Annotated in this window: 14 protein-coding genes; 8 read left to right on the forward strand and 6 right to left on the reverse strand. The window is 69.2% G+C overall.

Annotated elements, in window-relative coordinates; translation table 11 throughout:
• The first annotated feature begins 22 nt into the window (after window positions 1-22).
• Window positions 23-1,897, forward strand: a complete 1,875-nt coding sequence (locus tag AB5J49_RS40050) for a rhamnogalacturonan lyase (RefSeq protein ID WP_369173791.1) — start codon at window positions 23-25, stop codon at window positions 1,895-1,897.
• 197 nt (window positions 1,898-2,094) lie between these two features.
• Window positions 2,095-2,703 carry a DUF4352 domain-containing protein gene (locus AB5J49_RS40055; RefSeq protein WP_369173792.1) on the forward strand — a complete coding sequence of 203 codons (609 nt, stop codon included), beginning with the start codon at window positions 2,095-2,097 and terminating at the stop codon, window positions 2,701-2,703.
• A gap of 48 nt (window positions 2,704-2,751) precedes the next feature.
• On the opposite strand, the gene AB5J49_RS40060 is transcribed toward AB5J49_RS40055, so the two are convergent.
• Window positions 2,752-5,433, reverse strand: coding sequence for a cellulose binding domain-containing protein (locus AB5J49_RS40060; protein ID WP_369173793.1), 2,682 nt, complete (start codon window positions 5,431-5,433; stop codon window positions 2,752-2,754).
• 280 nt (window positions 5,434-5,713) lie between these two features.
• Entirely contained in the window at window positions 5,714-8,629 is a 2,916-nt protein-coding gene (locus AB5J49_RS40065) for a glycoside hydrolase family 48 protein (protein ID WP_369173794.1), read from the reverse strand.
• A gap of 250 nt (window positions 8,630-8,879) precedes the next feature.
• Between AB5J49_RS40065 and AB5J49_RS40070 the strand changes: the two genes are divergently transcribed.
• The 4 genes from AB5J49_RS40070 to AB5J49_RS40085 all read left to right on the forward strand — a co-directional run bounded on the left by AB5J49_RS40070 (window position 8,880) and on the right by AB5J49_RS40085 (window position 14,106).
• Window positions 8,880-10,376: a cellulase family glycosylhydrolase gene (locus AB5J49_RS40070; protein ID WP_369173795.1), complete on the forward strand. Its 1,497-nt coding sequence runs from the start codon at window positions 8,880-8,882 to the stop codon at window positions 10,374-10,376.
• A gap of 46 nt (window positions 10,377-10,422) precedes the next feature.
• Window positions 10,423-12,141: a glycoside hydrolase family 6 protein gene (locus AB5J49_RS40075; protein ID WP_369173796.1), complete on the forward strand. Its 1,719-nt coding sequence runs from the start codon at window positions 10,423-10,425 to the stop codon at window positions 12,139-12,141.
• Window positions 12,142-12,394: 253 nt separating this feature from the next.
• On the forward strand, window positions 12,395-13,291 hold the full coding sequence (locus AB5J49_RS40080) for a trans-aconitate 2-methyltransferase (RefSeq protein WP_369173797.1): 897 nt from the start codon (window positions 12,395-12,397) through the stop codon (window positions 13,289-13,291).
• A gap of 68 nt (window positions 13,292-13,359) precedes the next feature.
• Window positions 13,360-14,106, forward strand: coding sequence for an SDR family oxidoreductase (locus AB5J49_RS40085; protein WP_369173798.1), 747 nt, complete (start codon window positions 13,360-13,362; stop codon window positions 14,104-14,106).
• A gap of 26 nt (window positions 14,107-14,132) precedes the next feature.
• Here the strand turns inward: AB5J49_RS40085 and AB5J49_RS40090 are convergent, their stop codons facing one another.
• Window positions 14,133-14,828 carry a glycoside hydrolase family 75 protein gene (locus AB5J49_RS40090; RefSeq protein ID WP_369173799.1) on the reverse strand — a complete coding sequence of 232 codons (696 nt, stop codon included), beginning with the start codon at window positions 14,826-14,828 and terminating at the stop codon, window positions 14,133-14,135.
• 121 nt (window positions 14,829-14,949) lie between these two features.
• On the opposite strand from AB5J49_RS40090, the gene AB5J49_RS40095 reads away from it, so the two are divergent.
• Window positions 14,950-15,561 (forward strand): hypothetical protein, encoded by a 612-nt coding sequence (locus AB5J49_RS40095; RefSeq protein ID WP_369173800.1) that lies wholly within the window; start codon window positions 14,950-14,952, stop codon window positions 15,559-15,561.
• Between the two features lie 70 nt (window positions 15,562-15,631).
• Here the strand turns inward: AB5J49_RS40095 and AB5J49_RS40100 are convergent, their stop codons facing one another.
• A complete protein-coding gene (locus AB5J49_RS40100; RefSeq protein WP_369173801.1) occupies window positions 15,632-16,468 on the reverse strand; it encodes an aldo/keto reductase in 837 nt (278 codons plus the stop codon).
• A gap of 261 nt (window positions 16,469-16,729) precedes the next feature.
• Here AB5J49_RS40100 and AB5J49_RS40105 point away from each other — a divergent pair, with 261 nt between their 5' ends.
• A complete protein-coding gene (locus AB5J49_RS40105; RefSeq protein ID WP_369173802.1) occupies window positions 16,730-17,512 on the forward strand; it encodes a Tat pathway signal sequence domain protein in 783 nt (260 codons plus the stop codon).
• 22 nt (window positions 17,513-17,534) lie between these two features.
• Here AB5J49_RS40105 and AB5J49_RS40110 read toward each other — a convergent pair whose 3' ends face one another.
• Both AB5J49_RS40110 and AB5J49_RS40115 read right to left on the reverse strand, forming a co-directional pair.
• Window positions 17,535-19,361, reverse strand: coding sequence for a long-chain fatty acid--CoA ligase (locus AB5J49_RS40110; protein ID WP_369173803.1), 1,827 nt, complete (start codon window positions 19,359-19,361; stop codon window positions 17,535-17,537).
• A gap of 250 nt (window positions 19,362-19,611) precedes the next feature.
• Window positions 19,612-21,108: an MFS transporter gene (locus AB5J49_RS40115; RefSeq protein ID WP_369173804.1), complete on the reverse strand. Its 1,497-nt coding sequence runs from the start codon at window positions 21,106-21,108 to the stop codon at window positions 19,612-19,614.
• Window positions 21,109-21,128: the final 20 nt, after the last annotated feature.

Here is a 21,128-nt window from a genome sequence, read left to right on the forward strand (position 1 = left end):
TCCTCCCGAGGAGGTACGTCACGTGCAGCACCCGCGCAAGCACCGCAGACGCCGAGCCGCCCTCTCCGCGACCCTCGCCGTGGCCGCCCTGGCCGCCGCAGGACTCACCACCTTGAACGGCGCCGGCATAGCCGAGGCTGCCACCGCCCGCCAGGTCGAAGCCCTCGACCGGGGCGTGGTCAGCGTCCATACGTCCAGCGGCAACCTGGTCAGCTGGCGCTGGCTCGGTACCGACCCGAACGACGTCTCCTTCAACGTCTACCGGGCCGGCACGAAGGTCAACTCGGCCCCGATCACCGGCTCCACGAACTACTTCCACTCCGGCGCCCCCGAACAGGCCGACTACACGGTCCGCGCGGTCGTGGGCGGCGTGGAGCAGGCCGACTCCGTGCACGCCGTCCAGTTCCGTACGGGGTACAAGGACGTACCCATCAGCCCGCCGGCCGGCGGTACGACCCCGGACGGAGTGGCGTACACCTACGAGGCCAACGACGCCTCCGTCGGCGACCTCGACGGCGACGGCGCCCTCGACATCGTCCTCAAGTGGCAGCCCACCAACGCCAAGGACAACTCCCAGTCCGGCTACACCGGCAACACCTTCGTCGACGGCGTCAAGCTCGACGGCACCCGGCTGTGGCGCGTCGACCTGGGCCGCAACATCCGCTCCGGCGCGCACTACACGCAGTTCCAGGTGTACGACTACGACGGCGACCGCAAGGCCGAGGTCGCCATGAAGACGGCCGACGGCACGGTCGACGGGACCGGCGCGGTGATCGGCAGTTCGTCCGCCGACTACCGCAATTCGAGCGGGTACGTCCTCTCCGGGCCCGAGTACCTGACCATGTTCAACGGGCAGACCGGCAAGGCGATGGGGACGGTCGACTACGTCCCGGCGCGGGGAACGGTGTCCTCGTGGGGCGACTCGTACGGCAACCGGGTCGACCGGTTCCTCGCCGGTACCGCCTACTTGGACGGCGCCCGCCCCTCCCTGATCATGGCCCGCGGCTACTACACCCGCACGGTCATCGCCGCCTGGGACTGGCGGGGCGGCAGCTTCACCCGCCGCTGGACCTTCGACACCAACTCCTCCACCAACACCGGCAAGGGGTTCGACGGCCAGGGCTCGCACAGCCTGTCCGTCGGGGACGTCGACGGCGACGGCAAGGACGAGATCGTCTACGGTGCGATGGCCGTCGACGACAACGGCAACGGCCTGTGGACCACGAAGACCGGGCACGGCGACGCCCAGCACCTGGGCGACCTCGACCCCGCGCACGCGGGTCTTGAGTACTTCAAGGTCTCGGAGTCGACCAGCCAGCCGGCCGAGCTGTACATCAACCCGGCCAACGGGACGGTCAACTGGAAGCTCGCCGCCTGCTGCGACAACGGCCGCGGGGTCGCCGGGGACATCTGGGCGGGCAACGACGGCGCCGAGGTGTGGTCCGCCTCCGACACCTCCGTCCGCGACGAGGCCGGCGCCACCAAGGGCCGTGAGCCGTCCTCCGTCAACTTCCTGTCGTGGTGGGACGGCGACACCGTCCGCGAACTCCTCGACGGCACCCACATCGACAAGTACGGCACCTCGTCCGACACCCGCCTGCTGACCGGTTCCGGCGTCTCCTCCAACAACGGCACGAAGGCCACGCCCGTCCTGTCCGGCGACATCCTCGGCGACTGGCGCGAAGAGGTCATCTGGCGCACGAGCGGCAACACGGCGCTCAGGATCTACTCGACGCCGTACGAGACGAGCACGAAGATCACGACCCTGCTCCACGACCCGATGTACCGCACGGGCCTGGCTTGGCAAAATACGGCCTACAACCAGCCACCCCACCCGAGCTTCTTCATCGGCAACGGCATGCCGACGGCGCCCCGGCCGACGGTGTACACGCCCTGAGCATCGGCGACCAGATCGAACAGCTCGACCAGCTCGACCAGCTTGAACAGCTCGATCAGCTTTAACAACCTGGCGGGGCGGACGTCATGACGGGCCGCCAGGTTGCTTCACGACCCCGACTTTTTTCGGTGTTCCGTGCAACCATGCGGATTCTTCACGGGTCCTTCACATGCGTACCACCGAAACCTGGGGAGAACATGTTCCACCACACCCGCATACGTCTCGCCGCCACCGCGGCCGTCACCGTCGCCGCGCTCGCCCTGACCGCCTGTGGTTCCGGCTCCGGCGACGAGATCGTCGACAAGCCGAAGGCGAAGGCCTCCGCCAAGACCGGCAGCGGCAGCGGCAGCGAGAAGGAGCCCGCCGCCGAGAAGAGCAGCGCCGCGCCCGACGTCGCCAAGGTCGGCGACACGCTCGCCCTCAAGGGCATGGAGAGCGGCAGCGGACTCGACGTCACGGTCGTCAAGGTCGTCGACAACGCCAAGTCCAGCGACGAGTTCTTCGCCCCCGAGTCCGGCAACCGGTGGATCGGCGTGCAGTTCCAGCTCGTCAACACCGGCACCAAGGTCTACTCCGACGCTCCTGTGAACGGGGCGAAGATGGCCGACGACCAGGGGCAGCAGTTCGGGACCGTCCTCGCCGACATCACGGCCGGCCCGTCGATGTCGTCGGACGTCCGGCTGAAGCCCGGTGCCAAGGCGCTGGGCTGGGTCGTCTTCGAGGTGCCGAAGGCGTCGAAGGCGGCCACGGTCACGTGGGGGATGGACTCGGGCTTCGCCGAGCAGATCGGGGAGTGGACGCTGTAGGACAGCACCGAGGGCGCGTGCCGGCGAAGGCACGCCCCTCGGGCTCGCTCAACTCACCGTGCAGCTCTGGTCGCCCAGCTTGAACGCGGTCGGCTTCGCGTTCGCCCCCGCCCAGCTCCCCGTGAACCCGAAGCTCACGGACGCACCTGCCGTCACGTTGCCGTTCCAGCCGACGTTCTTCGCGGTCACCGCCGCGCCCGCCTGGGTGTAGTCGGCGTTCCACACCTGCGTGATCCGCTGCCCCTGTGCGAAGGACCAGCCGAGGGACCAGCCGTTCCAGGCGGTTGAGCCGGTGTTGGACAGCTGTACGTCCGCCTGGAAACCGCCCGACCACTGGTTGGTGACCTTGTACGTCACCGCGCAGGCGCCGGTCGGCGTCGGGGTGGGATCGGTTCCGCCCCCACCGCCACCGTCGCCGCCGTCTCCGCCACCGGTGTCGGAGGTGTCGCCGTAGATCACGCCCCGGCCGTTCGTCGAGACGTACACCCGCCCGTACACGCGCGGGTCGCCCGTGATCGCCGCCCCCGTCCAACCCCACTGGTGGGCGTCGTCGTTGATCCGGGTCCAGGTCGCGCCCTTGTCCGTCGACCGGAAGATCCCGCGTACGCCGCCGATCTTCGCGCTGGTGTACAGCGTCTGGTACGACGTCCCCGTCGCCGCCTTGCCGAAGCCGATCGCGTCGGCCTGCTCGACGTTCGAGAGTTTCGTGAAGCTCGCGCCGCCGTCCGTGGAGTGCCACAGACCGTACGCCCCGTCCGTCGCACCCCCCGCCAGCCACACGTCACCCTTCACCCCGGGCAGCGCCTTGAAGCGGACGCTGTCACCGCTCGGCAGGCCGGTCGCCGAGGACGCGGTGAAGGTCGCGCCGCCGTCCGTGCTGACGTAGAACTTCCCGGACTTGAAGCCGTAGAAGACCTTCGGGTCGATCCGGTCGGACTCGACGATCGCCCCGGCCGGAATGCCGGAGGCGGCCGACCAGGAGTTGCCGAAGCCCGTCGTGTACTGCACGCCCGTACCGGCAGGGCTCCACACGAACCGGCTGCCGTCGGCCGCCGCGGCCACCGTGCCGCCCTCGCTGACGCCCGAAGGATCAGTCCCGGCGAACCAGTTGGCGCCGTTGTCCGTCGAGAACGCGATGTGCGGGCCCGAGTCCAGGTTGCCGACCCGGACCACCGTGTCGGGGTTCGTCTCGGCGAAGTCCAGACTCGTGGTCGTGGTGAAGTTCGGCTGCGTGAACATCATCGACGGCACCTTGGTGAGGTCCGTGTGCCGGAAGCCGCCGATGTCACCGAGGGCGCTCAGGAGTGGGGCGCCCGACGAGGGAGAGGCGAGGTCGTTGACGGCCGTCTCCTCCAGGCCCCGCACCATCGGCTTGATGGCGAACTGGCTCCCGCTGTCCCACTTCGTCAGGTCCTCGGTGCCGTAGATCGTCGCGCCGGTCCCGTACATCATCCGGTCGGAGTCGAACGGGTCGATCTCCAGCGCCTCCGTCATCCACCCCAGCTTCGGCGTCTGTTCGGGCGGCGACGGGTTCGCGCCCCAGGTCAGCCACGGCGAGGACGAGACGTCCATGGTGTAGCGGTTGGCGCGGGTGGGGTACGACGTGTAGTCCCACGCCTTCGTCCAGGTGCCGCCGCTGTCCGTCGAGCGGAAGATCTGGGTGTCCGGCCACCAGGAGCTGTACGCCGTCGCCATCACCGTGCCGGGCCTCTGCCGGTCGACGGTCAGGCCGGCGAAGCCGTAGTAGGTGTCGGCCTCGGCGACCGGGCTGATGTTCGTCCAGGTGCCGGTCGCCGTCGCGTACCGCCACAGTTGGCCCTTGCCGCCGTCGTACGGGCCGCCCTTGTCGCTGTAGGCGAGGTAGAGGTAGCCGTTCGTCGCGTCCAGCACACCCTTGTGGGCCAGGTATCCCGTCGGCTGCCCGGCGACCCGCGACCAGGTCGCGCCCGCGTCGGTCGACCGGTACACCGCGTTGTCCTTGTCGGCGACCCCGACGTAGATCGTCTTCGTGGCGTTCTGGGACGTCCCCGTGGACTCGTCGAAGGTGACCCAGACGATGCCCTGGTTGTCGTTGGCGTACCCGCTGGTGTCGCTCGGATCCTGCACGTAGTTGCCGACGTTGGGGAAGTTCGCCACCTGCGACCAGGTCGTCCCGGAGTCCGTCGAGCGCCACAGGCCCTTTCCGCTGGGCGCGCCCAGATACAGCACGCTGTTCTTGTTCGGGTCGACCGCGAGGCGCTCACCCATGCCGCGGCCCGGCATGTTGCCGCCCAGCTTGAACGGCAGGTTCGCCTTCTGCCAGCTGGCCCCCCGGTCGGCGGACCGCATGACCGCGCCGTTCTTCGGATCCCAGCTGTTGGTGTACGTCCCGACCGCCGCGTACACCCGGTTCGGGTCGACGGAGTCGGACGCCAGGCTCACGACGCCGGTGTGCCCCCAGTCGTCCCAGCCGACCGAGTCCAGCAGCGGCGTGCAGGTCTTCGTCGACTCCTGCCAGCGGTAGGCGCCGCCGATGTCCGTACGGGCGTAGGCGAGGTTCTTCTCCTTGTGGTTGAAGACGATGCCGGGCACGAAACCGCCGCCGTCGATGCGGGCGTTCTTCCAGGTATAGGTGTCGGCGGTGATCGACACGTCCTTCGAGGCACTGTCGGCGGCCAGGGCGGGCGGCGTGCCCGCGAGCAGCCCGGCGGCGAGCGCGAGCACCGCCGTGAGGGTGCGGGTTCTTCGCACGGGGGGTCCTTTCCGGGGTGGGGGAGAGGGGACCAGGGAGACAGCAAGCGCTTTCCAACAGTCGCGAGAGTTGCCGGGCGACCCCCAGTGCGGGAGGGGGCCGCCCGGCAGTTCGGCCCCGCCGTCAGGTGACGGGACCACGCACACGGAACTCTTCAAGCGGTTCCGCGAAAACGCCGTGAGCTGCACGCCCTGCTTTTAGGGGCGCGAGGAACTGCGCGACCAGCCACAACGGACCCGCAGTCAAGACACGGCCTTCTCGCGGAGCGCCCGGCGGGGACTATTCGAGAAGCTCCGCGTACGAACCCATGGCCATGGCAATGTCTGCCTGAGCCCAGAACCGGTGATACGTGAACGACGGCGCCGCACCGCCCGCGAGATACGCCTCGATCTTCGACCAGGCCGGATCGTCCTCGTAGAACGACCGGATCGAGTCGAAGGTCGACGACGAGCTGATCGCGTCCCCGTTCGGCATGGTCCCGGTCCACCCGCTCGGGATGTAGACCGCGTCGTCGAAACGGTTGTAGTCGGCGCGGGTCTCCGGGACGGCGATGCCGAGGTTGTCCCGGTAGTTGTCCCACATGCCGTCGAGGAGCGCCTTGGCCGTGGTCGCGGCCTGCGTGTCACCGGAGCGGTCGGCGTAGTACGTCAGGGTCTTGGCGTACGCGGCCGCCACACCGACGTCGTTGGTGTAGTCGGCGACGGTGACGTGAAGGCCGTTGTTGGCGCCAGGACTTGACGCGTTCCAGGTGTCGGGCTGGCCCGACCACTGAAGCGTCGCCGGGATCCGGAAGGTGCCGTCCGGGTTGACGGTCGTCTCGGACAGCGCCCAGTCGACCCACTTGTCGAGGACGGCCTTCGCGGCCGCGTTCCCCGTCTGCTGGTAGTACTCGGCCACCCGCTCCATCGACCACGCCTGGAAGCCGAACCACTGGTTGGACGGCGGGTCGTGGTAGACGGGCTGCTGGTCGTAGTACATGCCGTAGAAGGTCGACTTGCCCGCGGGCGGCGTCGCGTACCGGCCCGCCCAGCTGTTGGTCGCACCGCCCGCGATCGCGCCCTCGCTGGACTGCAGCCAGCGGTAGAACTCGACCTGACGCTCCAGCGACTTGGCCCAGTCCGCCTGTCCCGTCGCCGACTTGGGCTTCAGGTCGGCGTAGTTGGACAGGGCGTAGGCGGCCATCGGGTTCTGGTAGCCGCCGTGCGCGTGGCTGGAGCCGATGCGCCAGGCCCAGCCCGCCGAGGTGTCGGTGGCTCCGCCCCACGCGTAGTACCAGGACAGCAGGTAGAACGAGGCGTCCTTGCCGGTGCCCGCCGGGCAGGACGAGGCGCCCACACAGTTGCCGACCTTCTTGAAGTACTTGTCGTACATCGCGTAGCGCAGGTAGTCGCCCATCTTCGCGGCCTTGGCGACGGTCGCGGAGATCTGGCCGCCCTTGCCCTGCTCGTCGGCCCATTTGTCGGCCCAGTACGCGGCCTGCACCGCACGCGCGTCGGCGTCCGGGGCGTTGGTGAACTTCCACTGCTTGGAGTAGGAGGCGTCACCGGTGAACAGGTCCAGGTACCCGTTCTTCCCGCCGTACTTGAAGGTGTCGCAGGTGGGCTGCGGCACCGTCTCCCACACCGACTCCTGCGCGCCGCGCTGGAAGGTGTTGATGTACGACGGCCCGGTGTCCGTCGGCCCCGCCTCGCACTTGCCCGGCGAGTTGCCGTAGCCGTAGACGTTGTCGACGTCCTGCAGCCAGTGCATGCCGTAGATGTCGTCCGTGCCGTAGGCGGACTTCAGCTCGCCGGCGATGGGGTCCGAGCCGACCGAGACCCCGGTGTCGAGCTTCGCCGGGTACTCGTTGGGTGTGTCCAGCTCGGGCGCGTACGTCGCCGGCTTCGAGGCGTTGTAGAAGGAGTTGGTCGGCTGGTCGGCGTGGGTCGGGATCATGTACTTCTCCATGATCTCCCAGGCGCCGTTGAACTTGGTCCAGTCGCCCGTCACCTTGCCGTACATCGCCTGCAGCCAGAGAAGGTAGCTGTAGGCCTCCGACGTGGTCTCGTGACCGTGGTCCGGCGCCTCGACGATCAGCGTCTCGACCGAGTGGTAGGGGATGCCCTCGGGTGAGAAGTAGCCGTTCGCCGGGTTGGTGATCTTGCCGTACAGCTCCAGGAAGCGGGCGTCGTACGCCTTCGTCGCCGCGATCTGGGTGGCCGTGACCAAGGCCTTCGCGTGCCCGGTGGCCGTCGACTCGAAGGTGGCCGCGCCGGTGCCGGAGGCGGCGGCGGTGATGGTCACCTTCTGGGCGGTGTTCCAGTTCGAGGGGGTGAAGGCGAGCGAGGCGCCGCCGGTCACCGACAGACCGGAGTTGCCGCTCGCGCGAGCGGTCGTGACGGTCACGTTGGACGACGGCTGGGTCGACAGCTTGACGTCGTACGAGGCCGACTTGCCCTGCTGAACCGGGAGTTGGGTCGGCGAGGCCACCACGGCGGGACCCGAGGCGACCGTGATGCCGACCGGCGTGGACTCTGCGGACGCGCCCATACCGTCGTACGCCTTCGCGAGGAGCGAATGACTGCCCACGGTCAAGCTGGAGACCGAGAGCGAGTACGGCGCCGTCGTGTCCGTGCCCAGCAGTGTGGTGTTGTCGTAGAACTCGACCTTGCCGATCGTCGCGCTGTCCGCGGCCGCGGCGGTGGCCGCGAGCGGGACGGCGTCGCCCTGCGAGTAGACGGCGCCCGCAGCCGGGCTGGTCAGCACGGTGATGGGAGGTTGGTGGGCGCCGGTGCAGGAGGTGCCGTTGATCGCGAAGTTCGTCGGGGCGGCGTTGCTGCCGCTGTAGGTGAACTGCGCGCCGGTGGTGACCGCGGCTCCGGCGGAGATCCGGCCGTTGTAGCCGGCGTCCTTCACCGTGACCGACTGGCCGGACTGGGACCAGGTGCCGTTCCAGCCGTTGCTGAGCTTCTGGTTGCCCGCATAGCCGTACGTCAGGGTCCAGCCGTCGATGACGTCCGTACCGCGGTTGGTGATCGTCAGGTCCGCGGTGAAGCCGGAACCCCAATCATTGGTCTTGTAGTCGACACTGCACTGAACTGCCGCCGCCTGAGCCGGTGTCGAACCCGTGCTCAGCATCGTCAAGGGAAGGGCCATGGCCGCTACGACGGCCGTCCACAGCCGTCGTACGGTTCCGCGTCTGCGTGGGGGATGCACGTGCTGGTTCCTCCTTGCGGCTCGGAGAAGTCAAGGCTTGAACCAGTGGGAGCGCTCCCATAGTGGGGATGGGGGTGCAAGGGGTCAAGACGCTTGAAGAGTCGAAAAGATTCGACGGATTTAGCTGAGGGAAAGTCAGTAACTCCTCTGTCCTTTACCGTCACTTGGCGCTAGCTTCCTAGACACCAGTGGGAGCGATTCCATCAGTCGACGCGTCCGTCACGGCGCGCTGATCTGCAAGGAGTCGCTCATGCGACACCCCCCGCGTTCAGTACTTTTAGCCGTCGTCGGCGCGGTCGCCCTCATCGGGGCCGTGACGGTGCCGGTGGTCACGGCGCAGGGAGCCACGCCCGCGTGCACGGTGGAGTACTCGGTCACCAGCCAGTGGGACAGCGGCTTCCAGGGTGCCGTGGAGATCACCAACAACACGGCCGCCCTGAGTAGTTGGAGTCTGAGTTTCGACTTCGCGGGCGGCCCGCAGGTCACCCAGGGCTGGAACGCCAAGTGGTCCCAGTCCGGTACGACGGTGACCGCGGTCAACGAGAGCTGGAACGGCGCGCTCGGCACCGGCGCGAGCGTCAGTGCCGGGTTCATCGCGTCCCGGTCGGGGAGCGATGCAGTACCGGCGGCGTTCAAGCTCAACGGCACCATCTGCAATGTCGACACCGACCCGTCGCCGACCGATCCGACGGACCCCACGGATCCGACCGATCCGCCGGTCCCCGATGACGGCACGGTGCCGGCCCTGCACGTCTCCCGGAACAAGCTCGTGGACGCCGACGGCACCACCCGTCGCCTGCTCGGCGTCAATCGTTCGGGCGGCGAGTTCATGTGCGTCCAGGGCCGCGGCATCTTCGACGGACCCGTCGACGACGCCGCCGTCAAGGCGATCGCCGACTGGAACGCCAACACCGTCCGCATTCCGCTGAACGAGGAGTGCTGGCTGGGTCTGTCCAACATCAAGCCCGAGTACGGCGGCGCGAACTACGTCAACGCCGTCAAGGACCTGGTGGCCCGAGTGAAGGCACACGGTATGACGCCCATGCTCGAACTCCACTGGACCTGGGGCCAGTACACCGGCAACTCGGCGGGCTGCTCCGACGTGCACGCCAGCTGCCAGAAGCCGATGCCCGACATGCAGTACACGCCCGCGTTCTGGGCGTCGGTCGCGAGCACCTTCAAGGACGACCCGACCGTCGTCTTCGACCTGTTCAACGAGCCCTACCCGGACCGCGCGACATCCACGACCACCCAGGCGTGGCAGTGCTGGCGGGACGGCGGCACCTGCCCCGGCATCGGGTACCAGGTGGCCGGCATGCAGGACCTCGTCGACGCCGTACGGAACGCCGGCGCCGGCAACCTGATCCTGCTCGGCGGGCTCGCGTACTCGAACGACCTGAGCCAGTGGCTGACGTACAAGCCCACGGACCCGGTGGGCAATCTCGCCGCGGCATGGCACGTCTACAACTTCAACACCTGCGTGAACGAGAGCTGCTGGAACTCCACCCTCGCCCCCGTCGCGGCCCAAGTGCCGTTGGTGGCGGGTGAGATCGGGGAGAACACCTGCGCGCACTCCTTCATCGACCAGGTCATGAAGTGGTTCGACGACCGCGGCCTGTCCTACCTGGGCTGGACCTGGAACACGTGGAACTGCGGCTCCGGGCCCGCCCTGATCTCCAGCTACGACGGAACTCCCACGTCGTACGGCATCGGGCTGCGTGATCATCTGCGCGCCCTCGACGGATAACTCCCCCTGAACGGACAACCCCCTGACGGAGAAGGAACCCGCACTCATGAGTCGTACCAGAACTGCGATGCTCGCCGCCCTGGCGCTGGTCGCCGGGGCCTCGGGGACCGCGCTCGCCGCGACCGTCCCCGAGGACATCGGCACGGCCGCCGTCCCCTGCACCGTCGACTACAAGGTGCAGAACCAGTGGGACACCGGCTTCACCGCCGCCGTGACCGTCACCAACAGTGGCGCCGCCAAGTCCAACTGGTCGGTGAAGTGGTCGTACGCCGGAAACCAGAAGGTCACCAGCGGCTGGAACGCGAAGATCAGCCAGAGCGGCGCGGCCGTCACCGCCACCAACGAGACCTACAACGGGACCCTGTCGACCGGCGGTTCGGTCAGCTTCGGCTTCCAGGGCAGCTACAGCGGCACCAACGCCATCCCGGCCACGTTCACCCTCGACGGCGTGACCTGCAACGTCGACGGAGGCGGCGGCCCCACGGATCCGCCCGACCCCGACCCGACGGGCCCCAAGGTCGACAACCCGTACTCCGGCGCCAAGGTGTACGTGAACCCGGAGTGGTCCGCCAATGCCGCCGCCGAGCCGGGCGGCAGTCGCATCGCCAACCAGCCCACCGGCGTGTGGCTGGACCGGATCGCCGCGATCAACGGCGCCGGCGGCAAGATGGGCCTGCGCGCCCACCTCGACGAGGCCCTGAAGCAGAAGGGCAGCGGCGAGCTCGTCGTCCAGCTGGTGATCTACAACCTGCCGGGCCGCGACTGCGCCGCGCTCGCCTCCAACGGTGAGCTCGGGCCGACGGAGATCGACAAGTACAAGACGCAGTACATCGACCCGATCGCCGCGATCCTCGCCGATCCCAAGTATGCCTCGCTGCGGATCGTCAACACGGTCGAACTCGACTCGCTGCCGAACCTCGTCACCAACGTCTCGCCGCGGGTCACGGCCACCCCGAACTGCGACACGATGAAGGCCAACGGCAACTACATCAAGGGCGTCGGCTACGCGCTGAACAAGCTCGGTGACATCGCCAACGTCTACAACTACGTGGACGCCGGGCACCACGGCTGGCTCGGCTGGGACGACAACTTCTCGGCGAGCGTCCAGTTGATCAAGCAGGCCGCGACGGCCGAAGGCGCCACCGTCAACGACGTGGCCGGTTTCATCACCAACACCGCCAACTACAGCGCGCTGAAGGAGCAGTACTTCACCATCAGCGACTCCGTGAACGGCAAGTCCGTGCGCGAGTCGAAGTGGGTGGACTGGAACCGCTACGTCGACGAGCTCTCCTACGCCCAGGCCTTCCGGGCGGAGGCCGTGAACCAGGGCTTCCCCTCGGGCGTCGGCATGCTGATCGACACCTCCCGCAACGGCTGGGGCGGCAGTGCCCGGCCGACCGGTCCGGGCGCCATGACGGACGTGGACACCTACGTCAACGGCGGTCGCATCGACCGGCGCATCAACACCGGCAACTGGTGCAACCAGTCCGGAGCCGGTCTCGGCGAGCGCCCGCAGGCCTCCCCGGCGGCCGGGATCGACGCCTACGTGTGGATGAAGCCCCCGGGTGAGTCCGACGGCGCCAGCAGCGCGATCCCGAACGACGAGGGCAAGGGCTTCGACCGGATGTGCGACCCGACCTACACGGGTAACCCGCGCAACAACAACAACATGTCCGGCGCCCTGCCGAACTCCCCGCTGTCGGGGCACTGGTTCTCGGCGCAGTTCCAGCAGTTGATGCAGAACGCGTATCCGCCGTTGTCGTAGCGCGGGGATCGCGGCTGCGGGCCGGCTGTGGCTGGTCGCGCAGGTCCCCGCGCCCCTTGAGGGCGTCGTAGTCCGCCGGGGCTGGTCCGTTCTCCTGGGCCAGGTCCCGGCGGATTGCGAGAAGAGGGGGCGCATGCCGTGGTGGCGGCATGCCCTTTTCCTTGCCCGTGGTTTTGCCGTTACGGCAACGACAGTGGCCCCGCGACGGTGCGTCGGCGCACGCTGGCCCCATCCGAAGGAGAGGCTGACGAGCATGGCGCACCACCACCACGCAGACCACGAGGCCGGCCACCATCACCACGACCACACCGATGTCGACTGGAACGAGATGGCCCCGCTGCTGGAGACGGAGGCGGAGCTGTTCACGCCCCTGTACGAGCACGCCATGGCCTGGCTGGCCAAGCGGCAGACCGAGCCCGGGCTGATCGTGGACGTGGGCAGCGGACCCGGCGTCGTCGCCTGTCTGTTCGCCGACACCTTCCCCGGCGCCCGGATCGTCGCCGTCGACGGATCCGCACCACTCCTGGAGCGGGCCCGGGGGCGGGCCGAGCGGCTGGGCGTCGCCGACCGCTTCGACACCCTCGCCGGTGAACTCCCGGACGTGCTCGACGACTTGGACTACCCGGCCGATCTGCTCTGGGCCGGCCGCAGCCTGCACCACCTCGGCGACCAGCGCGCCGCCCTCGCCGCGTTCGCCGCCCGCCTCACGCACGGCGGCACCCTGGCCCTCCAGGAGGGCGGTCTGCCGGCCCGGTTCCTGCCGCGCGACCTCGGCTTCGGGCGCCCCGGACTGCAGGCGCGCCTCGACGCGCTGGAGCAGGAGCGGTTCGCCGCGATGCGCGCGGACCTGCCCGGTTCCGTCGCCGAGACCGAGGACTGGCCGGCGCTGCTCACCTCCGCCGGCCTCAGGCCCACCGGCACCCGCACCTTCCTCCTCGACCTGCCCGCCCCGACCACGGACCGGGCCCGCGCCTATGTCGTCGCCTTCCTGACCCGTATCCGCGAGGGCCTCGGGGACCACCTCGACGCCGATGACCGCGCGACCCTCGACCGGCTCCTCGACCCGGACGACAAGGCGAGCGTGCACCACCGGCCGGATGTGTTCGTGCTCGCGGCGCGGACGGTGTACACGGCTGTCCGGACGAAGTGAGCCTTGACTTCGAGAGCTCTCCAAGTGATGGAATCCCCGTCGTCCGAACGAAACGCAGGGGGATCACCATGGACCGCTCGACCACGACCGGCTCGACCACGACCGGCTCGACCGCGACCGACTCTCCGGTCGCACTCATCACCGGCGGCGGCAGCGGTATCGGCGCCGCGGTCGCGCGACAGCTGCTGGACGCCGGGTACCGGGTCACCGTCACCGGCCGCGGCGAGACGCGGCTGCGGGGCTTCGCCGAGGAACTCGGGGCTCCGGACGGTCTGTTGACGATCGTCGGGAACGCGGCCGAGTACGGCGACGTACAGGCGGCCGTCGACACGACGCTCAAGACCTTCGGCCGACTCGACACGGTCGTCGCCAACGCCGGTTTCGCCACCCACGACTCGGTCGCCGAGGGCGACCCGTCCGGCTGGACCGAGATGGTGCTGACCAACGTCCTCGGCCCGGCCCTGCTCATCCGCGCCTCCATCGACGCCCTCAAGGAGACCCGCGGCCGGATCGTCCTCGTCGGCAGCGTCGCCGGGTTCGTGCCCGGGCCCGGCAACATCTACGGGGCGACGAAGTGGGCGGTGACCGGGCTCGCCGAGAACACCCGGCGGCAGGTGACCGACTGGGGCGTCGGCGTGACCCACATCGCGCCCGGCCGCGTCGAGACACCGTTCTGGGACAGCTACGGCAGCCTGCCGCCGGGGCATCTGCTGACCGCCGACCAGATCGCCGACTCGGTGGTGTGGGCCATCCGGCAGCCCGACGGCGTCGACATCAACACCGTCGTCGTACGGCCGCTCGGACAGCCCAACTGACGTACGCCTGCTGCCGTTTGAGCAGCTCAGTTGTCCTGGATGAATTCCTCCGCCAGCTGCTCGCCCAGCGAGACCGCCGCGCTGTGGCTCTCGATGGGCGAGACGCGGGAGTCCTCGAAGAGGATGTACGTCACGCCGGAGGCGGCCCCGCCGGTCGCCGGGTCGGGGTCGATGCCGAGTGTCTCGGCGGCGGCGTAGGAGGCCTCGCCGATGACGCTCCGCGGACCGGTGTCGCCGACGACGGCGTACAGCACCTGGTCGTGGTGGATGACGGCGACCACGCCGCCGCCCTCGATGCCCGCCGCCGAGTGGTCCCAGATGTCGCTGACGCCGGGGACGACGACATAGGGCAGCGTGTCGGACCGCAGCGGTCGGCCGTCGGACTGGTGGAACGCGGTGTCGGGCTGGAACGAGGGGTCGGTGTACTCGTTGCACCGGTCGGTGCGCTGCCCGTCGCAGTCGATGTCCAGGTCGGCCTTCCAGAAGACGGCGCCGTTCTTGCCGCACACCGGGACGGTGGGCGAGGCGGCCTCGTCGGTGCGGTACATGCCGTTCGAGATCTGCGAGCAGGACGTCACCTTCGCGAGCAGGTCGGCCGCGCTGACCGAACCTTCCTGGACGCCCGGCGGTCGTGACGTGCCGGAGGCGCTCGCGGGGAGCAGTCCGGCGGCGAGCAGCGCGGCGCCGGAGGCCGCGGCGAGGGGCAGTCTTCGGATGTGCACCGTGAGGGGCCCTTCTCTTGGGAAAACTTGCTGACCTGCGCTGATTGCGGCGTCAGGACCCCAGTAGAAGACTGGACATGCCGAAGATTTCGGATGTGGGCCCGGATTTCCGGGAGGTGTCATGTTCGTACGAGCCATCTACACGACCGGCGATCCCGCGAAGATCGACACGGCCATCAGGGCCATGAACACAGAGGGGCGGGACTTGCTGGAAGACCGTCCGGGATACCGCGGAGCGAGTGTCTTCGTGGACCGGGCGCTCGGGAAGCTGCTCGCGGCGAGCTGGTGGGAGTCGGAGGAGGAGCGGCGCAACAGCGACGAGGTGTTGCGCGAGCGGCGGGCGGCGATGCTGGAGCCGTTCGCGGGGACACTGGCGGTCCTCAACTACGAGGCGTTGGTCTTCCACCAGGTGCGGCAGCCGCAGGCGGGCGGCGGACTGCGGCTCACCAGGCTGGAGTTCGATCCCATGGACACGGATCTGCTCGCCGACACGTTCCGGGCGACGGTGGTGCCCAAGCTGGACACCCTCACGGGGCTGGCCAGGACGTCGCTGATGGTCGACCGGGAGCGGGGGCGCGGGATGGTCGGAGCGGTCTTCGTCGATCAGGCTTCCCTGGCGGCGTCCCGCGCGGGCCAGGCGGCGGCCCGGCACGAAGGCGCGGCCAAGGCGCATGTGTCGGTGACCGGGCTGGAGGAGTTCGAGGTCGTCTTCACCGACGTGCGCGGTGACTGAAACGCCCCGGACGCGTCGCCCGCCGCTCATACGGCTGAGCGGCGGGCGGACGGTCGTGGCGAAACGGGCGTCAGGCCATGTCGAACGTCGCCGGGTCCGGGCCGATCCGCCGGTCCTCGTTCAGCGCGCTGATCGCCGCGAGGTCCTCGGCGTCCAGGCTGAAGTCGAAGACCTCGATGTTCTCCTTGATCCGCGACGGCGTCACGGACTTCGGGATCACGACATTGCCCAGCTGGAGATGCCAGCGCAGCACGATCTGGGCCGGGGTGCGGCCGTGCTTCTGGGCGATGGCGACGATCGCCGGGACCTCCAGCAGCCCCTTGCCCTGGCCGAGCGGGGACCAGGCCTCGGTGGCGATGCCCTGCTCGGCGTGGTAGTCGCGGGAGGCCTGCTGCTGCAGGTGCGGGTGCAGCTCGATCTGGTTGACCGCCGGGACGACCGACGTCTCGCCGATCAGCCGCTCCAGGTGGTCCGGAAGGAAGTTGGACACACCGATCGCGCGCACGCGGCCGTCGGCGTGGAGCTTCTCGAAGGCCTTGTAGGTGTCGACGTAGGTGTCGCGGGCCGGCAGCGGCCAGTGGATGAGGTACAGGTCCACGTAGTCCAGACCCAGCTTGCCCAGCGACACGTCGAAGGCGCGCAGCGTGGCGTCGTATCCCTGGTCGCTGTTCCAGAGCTTGGTGGTGACGAAGATGTCCTCGCGGGGGAGGCCGGCGGCGCTGATGGCCTTGCCGGTGCCCTCCTCGTTGCCGTAGATCGCCGCTGTGTCGATGCTGCGGTACCCGGCCTCCAGCGCAGTGCTGACCGCCTGCTCCGCCTCGTCGTCCGGCACCTGCCAGACGCCGAAGCCCAGCTGGGGCATCTCGACGCCGTTGTTGAGGGTGATCGGGGGGACCTTGCTGCTCACGAGCTCTTGATCCTTACGGTTGTCGTCAGGTGGTACTCGTATCGTCAACGATCACGCGGCGTGATGCATTCCTGACGGCGGAATCCGATCGAAACTCCTGACCGCTTTACAGGTCCGGACCATTGACCGTGGCCCGTCATGTCGAGACTCTGTATGTCACGACCGAACCGGTCGATGAACGTGGTGCAGATATGTGAACCCCAGGCGTGCGCCTGGGTGCTGAGAGCCCGGCCCTTCACCCCCCACCCTGAGGGAGCAGCCATGAGCACCAGCCGCAGAACCCTGCTCGGCGCGGCCCTGGGCGGCGCCTCGACCGCCGCCGTCGGCCTGTCCGCCACCCCCGCCCACGCCGCCTCCTGGCAGCTGAAATGGTCCCCGTCCGCGTGGTCCGACGGTCTGCGGGCCTTCGAGACCGTCGAGGACGACCGCGCCGACTCGCACCCCGCTGGCGCTCCCCACATCCGCCCGGAGGGCGACAACTGGCGTTTCACCATGCACACCGTGGACCGGGACACCGCGACCGACCGTCAGCGCCAGGAGGTCACCGGCCTGCGTACCTCCGCGGGCTACCTGAAGTGGCTGCCGGGCCAGACCTGGCGGGTGACGTACTCGATGTACATCCCGAGCTCGCTGAAGGCCACGACCACCTTCACGCACATCATGCAGATGAAGCAGCCCGGCACCGGCTCCTCGCCGATCGTCGTGCAGTCGCTGCGCCGCGTCGGCGGGGACCAGACCATCGAACTCCAACTGCCCGTCTCCGGAATCCTTGTGGGCCGCACCCCGCTCGACCCGCTGCACGACCGGTGGACCGACGTCGACTTCCAGATCAAGGTCGGTGACGGCACGTCCGGTTCGGTGCGGTGGATCCTCAAGAGCGGCGGCACGACGCTGATCGACAAGTCGCGCACGGGCGTCGACACCTTCCTGGACGACCGGGTCCGCCCGAAGTGGGGCATCTACCGCTCACTCGGCGACACCTCGGACTCCCTGCGCGACTGCCACCTGCTGCTCACCGCTCTGCGCGGCTACCAGCTCGTCTGAGGCGGCCCTTCCGCGGGCCGGCTCAGGCCCGGTACAGCGCCTCGACCTCGCCCGAGTACGCGTTCTCGATCGCCTTGCGCTTCAGCTTCAGCGACGGCGTGAGCAGTCCGTGCTCCTCGGTGAACGGCTGCGCGAGGATACGGAAGGTGCGGATCGACTCGGCCTGTGAGACAAGGGTGTTGGCGGCGACGACCGCGCGCCGCACCTCGGTCTCCAGGTCGGCGTCGCGGACCAGCTGGGCCGGGGTCATCTGGGGCTTGTCGCGCATCATCAGCCAGTGTTCGACGGCCTCCTGGTCGAGGGTGACCAGGGCCGCGATGTACGGCCGGTCGTTGCCGACGACGATGCACTGGGCGACCAGGGGGTGGTCCCGGACGCGCTCCTCCAGCACGCCCGGCGAGACGCTCTTGCCGCCGGACGTGACCAGGATCTCCTTCTTGCGGCCGGTGATGGTGAGGTAGCCGTCCTCGTCGAGGGAGCCCAGGTCGCCGGTGGCCAGCCAGCCGTCGTGCAGGGCCGCGTCGGTGGCCTTCTGGTTGTTGAGGTAGCCCTGGAAGATGTTGGCGCCGTGCAGCCAGATCTCGCCGTCGTCCGCGATGTGCACGGTCATGCCCGGGATGGGCTGGCCGACTGTGCCGTAACGGGTGTGATAGGGCGGGTTGGCGGTCGCGGCCGCCGTGGACTCGGTGAGGCCGTATCCCTCGTAGACATGGATGCCGGCACCCGCGAAGAACAGGCCGAGCCGCCGGTCCATCGCCGAGCCGCCGGTCATCGCCTGCCGGATGCGGCCGCCCATCGCGGCCCGCATCTTGGAGTAGACGAGCTTGTCGAAGACCTGGTGCTGCATGCGCAGCCCGGCCGACGGCCCGGGGCCGATGCCCCACGCCTTGGCCTCGATGGCGTCCGCGTACTTCACGGCCACCTCGACGGCCTTCTCGAAGGCGCCCGACCTGCCTTCCTTCTCGGCCTTGCGGCGGGCGGCGTTGAAGACCTTCTCGAAGATGTACGGCACGGCGAGGAAGAACGTCGGCTTGAACGCGGCGAGGTCCGGCAGCAGCGCGGCCGCGTTCATCTGCGGCTGGTGACCGAAGCGGACCTTGCCGCGGATCGCGGCGACCTGCACCATCCGGCCGAAGACGTGCGCGAGCGGCAGGAACAGCAGGGTCGCCGCCTCGTCGCCCTTCTTCGAGTGGAACACCGGTTCCCAGCGCTGGATGACCGTGTCCGCCTCGTACATGAAGTTGCCGTGAGAGATGACACAGCCCTTGGGGCGTCCCGTGGTGCCCGAGGTGTAGATGACCGTCGCGACGGAGTCGGGGGTGACCGCCTGGCGGTGGCGGTGGACCACCTCGTCGTCGAGGTGGGCGCCGGCGTCGTACAGCTCCTGCACGGCGCCCGAGTCCAACTGCCACAGCTGGTGCAGCCGGGGCAGCCGGTCGATGACGGTGGCGATCGTCATCGCGTGGTCCTCGTGCTCGACGACCGCCGCCGAGCACTCGGCGTCGTACAGCGTCCAGAAGCACTGTTCCGCCGAGGAGGTGGGGTAGATCGGCACCACCTGGGCGCCGATCGTCCACAGGGCGAAGTCGAAGAGCGTCCACTCGTACCGGGTACGGGCCATGATCGCGACCCGGTCCCCGAACCGGATGCCCCGGGCGAGCAGGCCCTTGGCGAGGGCGAGCACCTCGTCCCGGAACTCGGCGGCGGTGACGTCCCGCCACTGTCCGTCCTCGTCCTTTCGGCCGAGGGCGACATACAGCGGGTCCTCCTGGGCATGCTCGAAGACGACGTCGGCCAGGCCGCCCACCGGCGGTGCCAACGCCAACGGAGGGTTGGTGAACTCGCGCAAACCCCGCTCCCCGCTCCGATATGCCTCGGCTGAAGCTCCGCTCAGCGCCGTGAAAGCTACCCCACCCTCCCGCGAGGCGGGAGGGGGTCAGAATGAGAGTACTGCTCAGGTTTGCACTGGTCAGCGTCTGGAAAATGCGCTCACATGGGGAAGGGTCGGACAGAAAACTGACGGTTGAGTAAGTTTCGGACCCGTAATCTCCACCGAATCTGTACGACCCGATTACCCACCGCGAGTCCTGCCGATCACGTCATCCCCGGGATGCCGTCCTCTCCTCTGTCAGCGTGCGCGAGGCCGAACCTGTCACTCCGGTTTTCGTCCCACCCCTCCTGACCAGGGCGAGCACCAGCACTCCGGCCACCAGCGCCGTCGACCCCGCCGCCACCGCCACCGCATCGAGCCCGTCGGCGAAGGCGGCGCGCAGCCTTTCCTCGCCGAACGCGCCGCGCAGCGCACCGGCGCCGCCGCCCGCCAGGGCGTGGGCCGCCTCCTGCGGCAACGTGTCCTGCATCCGCGAGGTCAGCACCGTGCCCCACAGGGCGATGCCGAGCGCGTACCCCAGCTGCCGGAAGGTGTTCACCGCACCGCCCGCCATGCCGGCCCGTTCCTGCGGTACGGCGGCCAGCGCGGCGCCCGCGATGCCGGGTGACACCAGCCCCGTACCGACGCCCACCAGCACCAGCCCCGGCACCAGGGCGCCCGCCGTCGACCCGGCGTCCAGGACCGCCATGCAGTACTGGCCCGCGCCGATCAGCAGCAGCCCGCCCCCGATGGTGAACCGCGCCGGCACCCCGTGCAGCAGCCGCCCGCCGGCCGCGGCGACCACGAACGAGGCGAGCGAGAGCCACAGGAAGACCGCCCCGCCGCGCACCGGGCTCATCCCGAGCAGGGTCTGCAACCAGATCGAGGTGTACGCCATGACACCGAACGCCGCCGCGTTGAAGGCGAGCGCGCCCGCCATCACCCCGAAGAACGCGGGCCGCAGGAACAGCCGCGGATCCAGCAGCGGATCGGCGGCCCGCCGCTCCACCACGAGGAAGCAGCCCAGCGCCACCGCCGCCCCCGCGAACCACACCAGGGTCCCGCTCGCGCTCCACCCATGACTCCCGGCCCGTACGGCCCCGTACGTCACCGCCCCGGCGAACGCCGCGAACGCCGCGGTCCCCGCCCAGTCGATACGACGTCCGCGCGCACCCCGCGACTCCGGAACCACCCGCAGCGTCAGCCATATCGCGGCCACGCTCACCGGCAGATTGACGTAGAAGATCCACCGCCAGCCCGGACCGTCGGTGAGCAGTCCGCCGGCGATCGGCCCCACCGCGGCCGCCGCACCGCTGACCGCGCCCCACACGCCGAGCGCCATGGACCGCCGCCTGCCCTGGTAGACGGAGCCGAGCAGCGGCAGCGTCGTGGCGAACATGGCCGCCGCGCCGATCCCCTGCAGCCCCCGCGCCGCCACCAGCATCCCCGGCCCGGTCGCGAGCCCGCACAGCAGCGACGCCACCGCGAAGACGACGACACCCACGACATGCACGCGCCGCCTGCCGAGCACGTCCGCCGCGGCCCCCATGCCCAGCAGCAGCGCGGCCAGCGCCAGCGCGTACCCGTCCATCACCCATTGCAGATCACCCAGCGACCCGTCCAGCGCCCGAGCCATGTCCGGCAGCGCGACGACCGCGATCGTCACGTCCAGCAACAACATGAACGTGCTCAGGCACACGGCCGTGAGCGGCCCCCATGTACGCATGTTTCTCTTCCCCTCCTGTG

It is taken from the genome of Streptomyces sp. R28, from assembly GCF_041052385.1.
Lineage (GTDB): Bacteria > Actinomycetota > Actinomycetes > Streptomycetales > Streptomycetaceae > Streptomyces.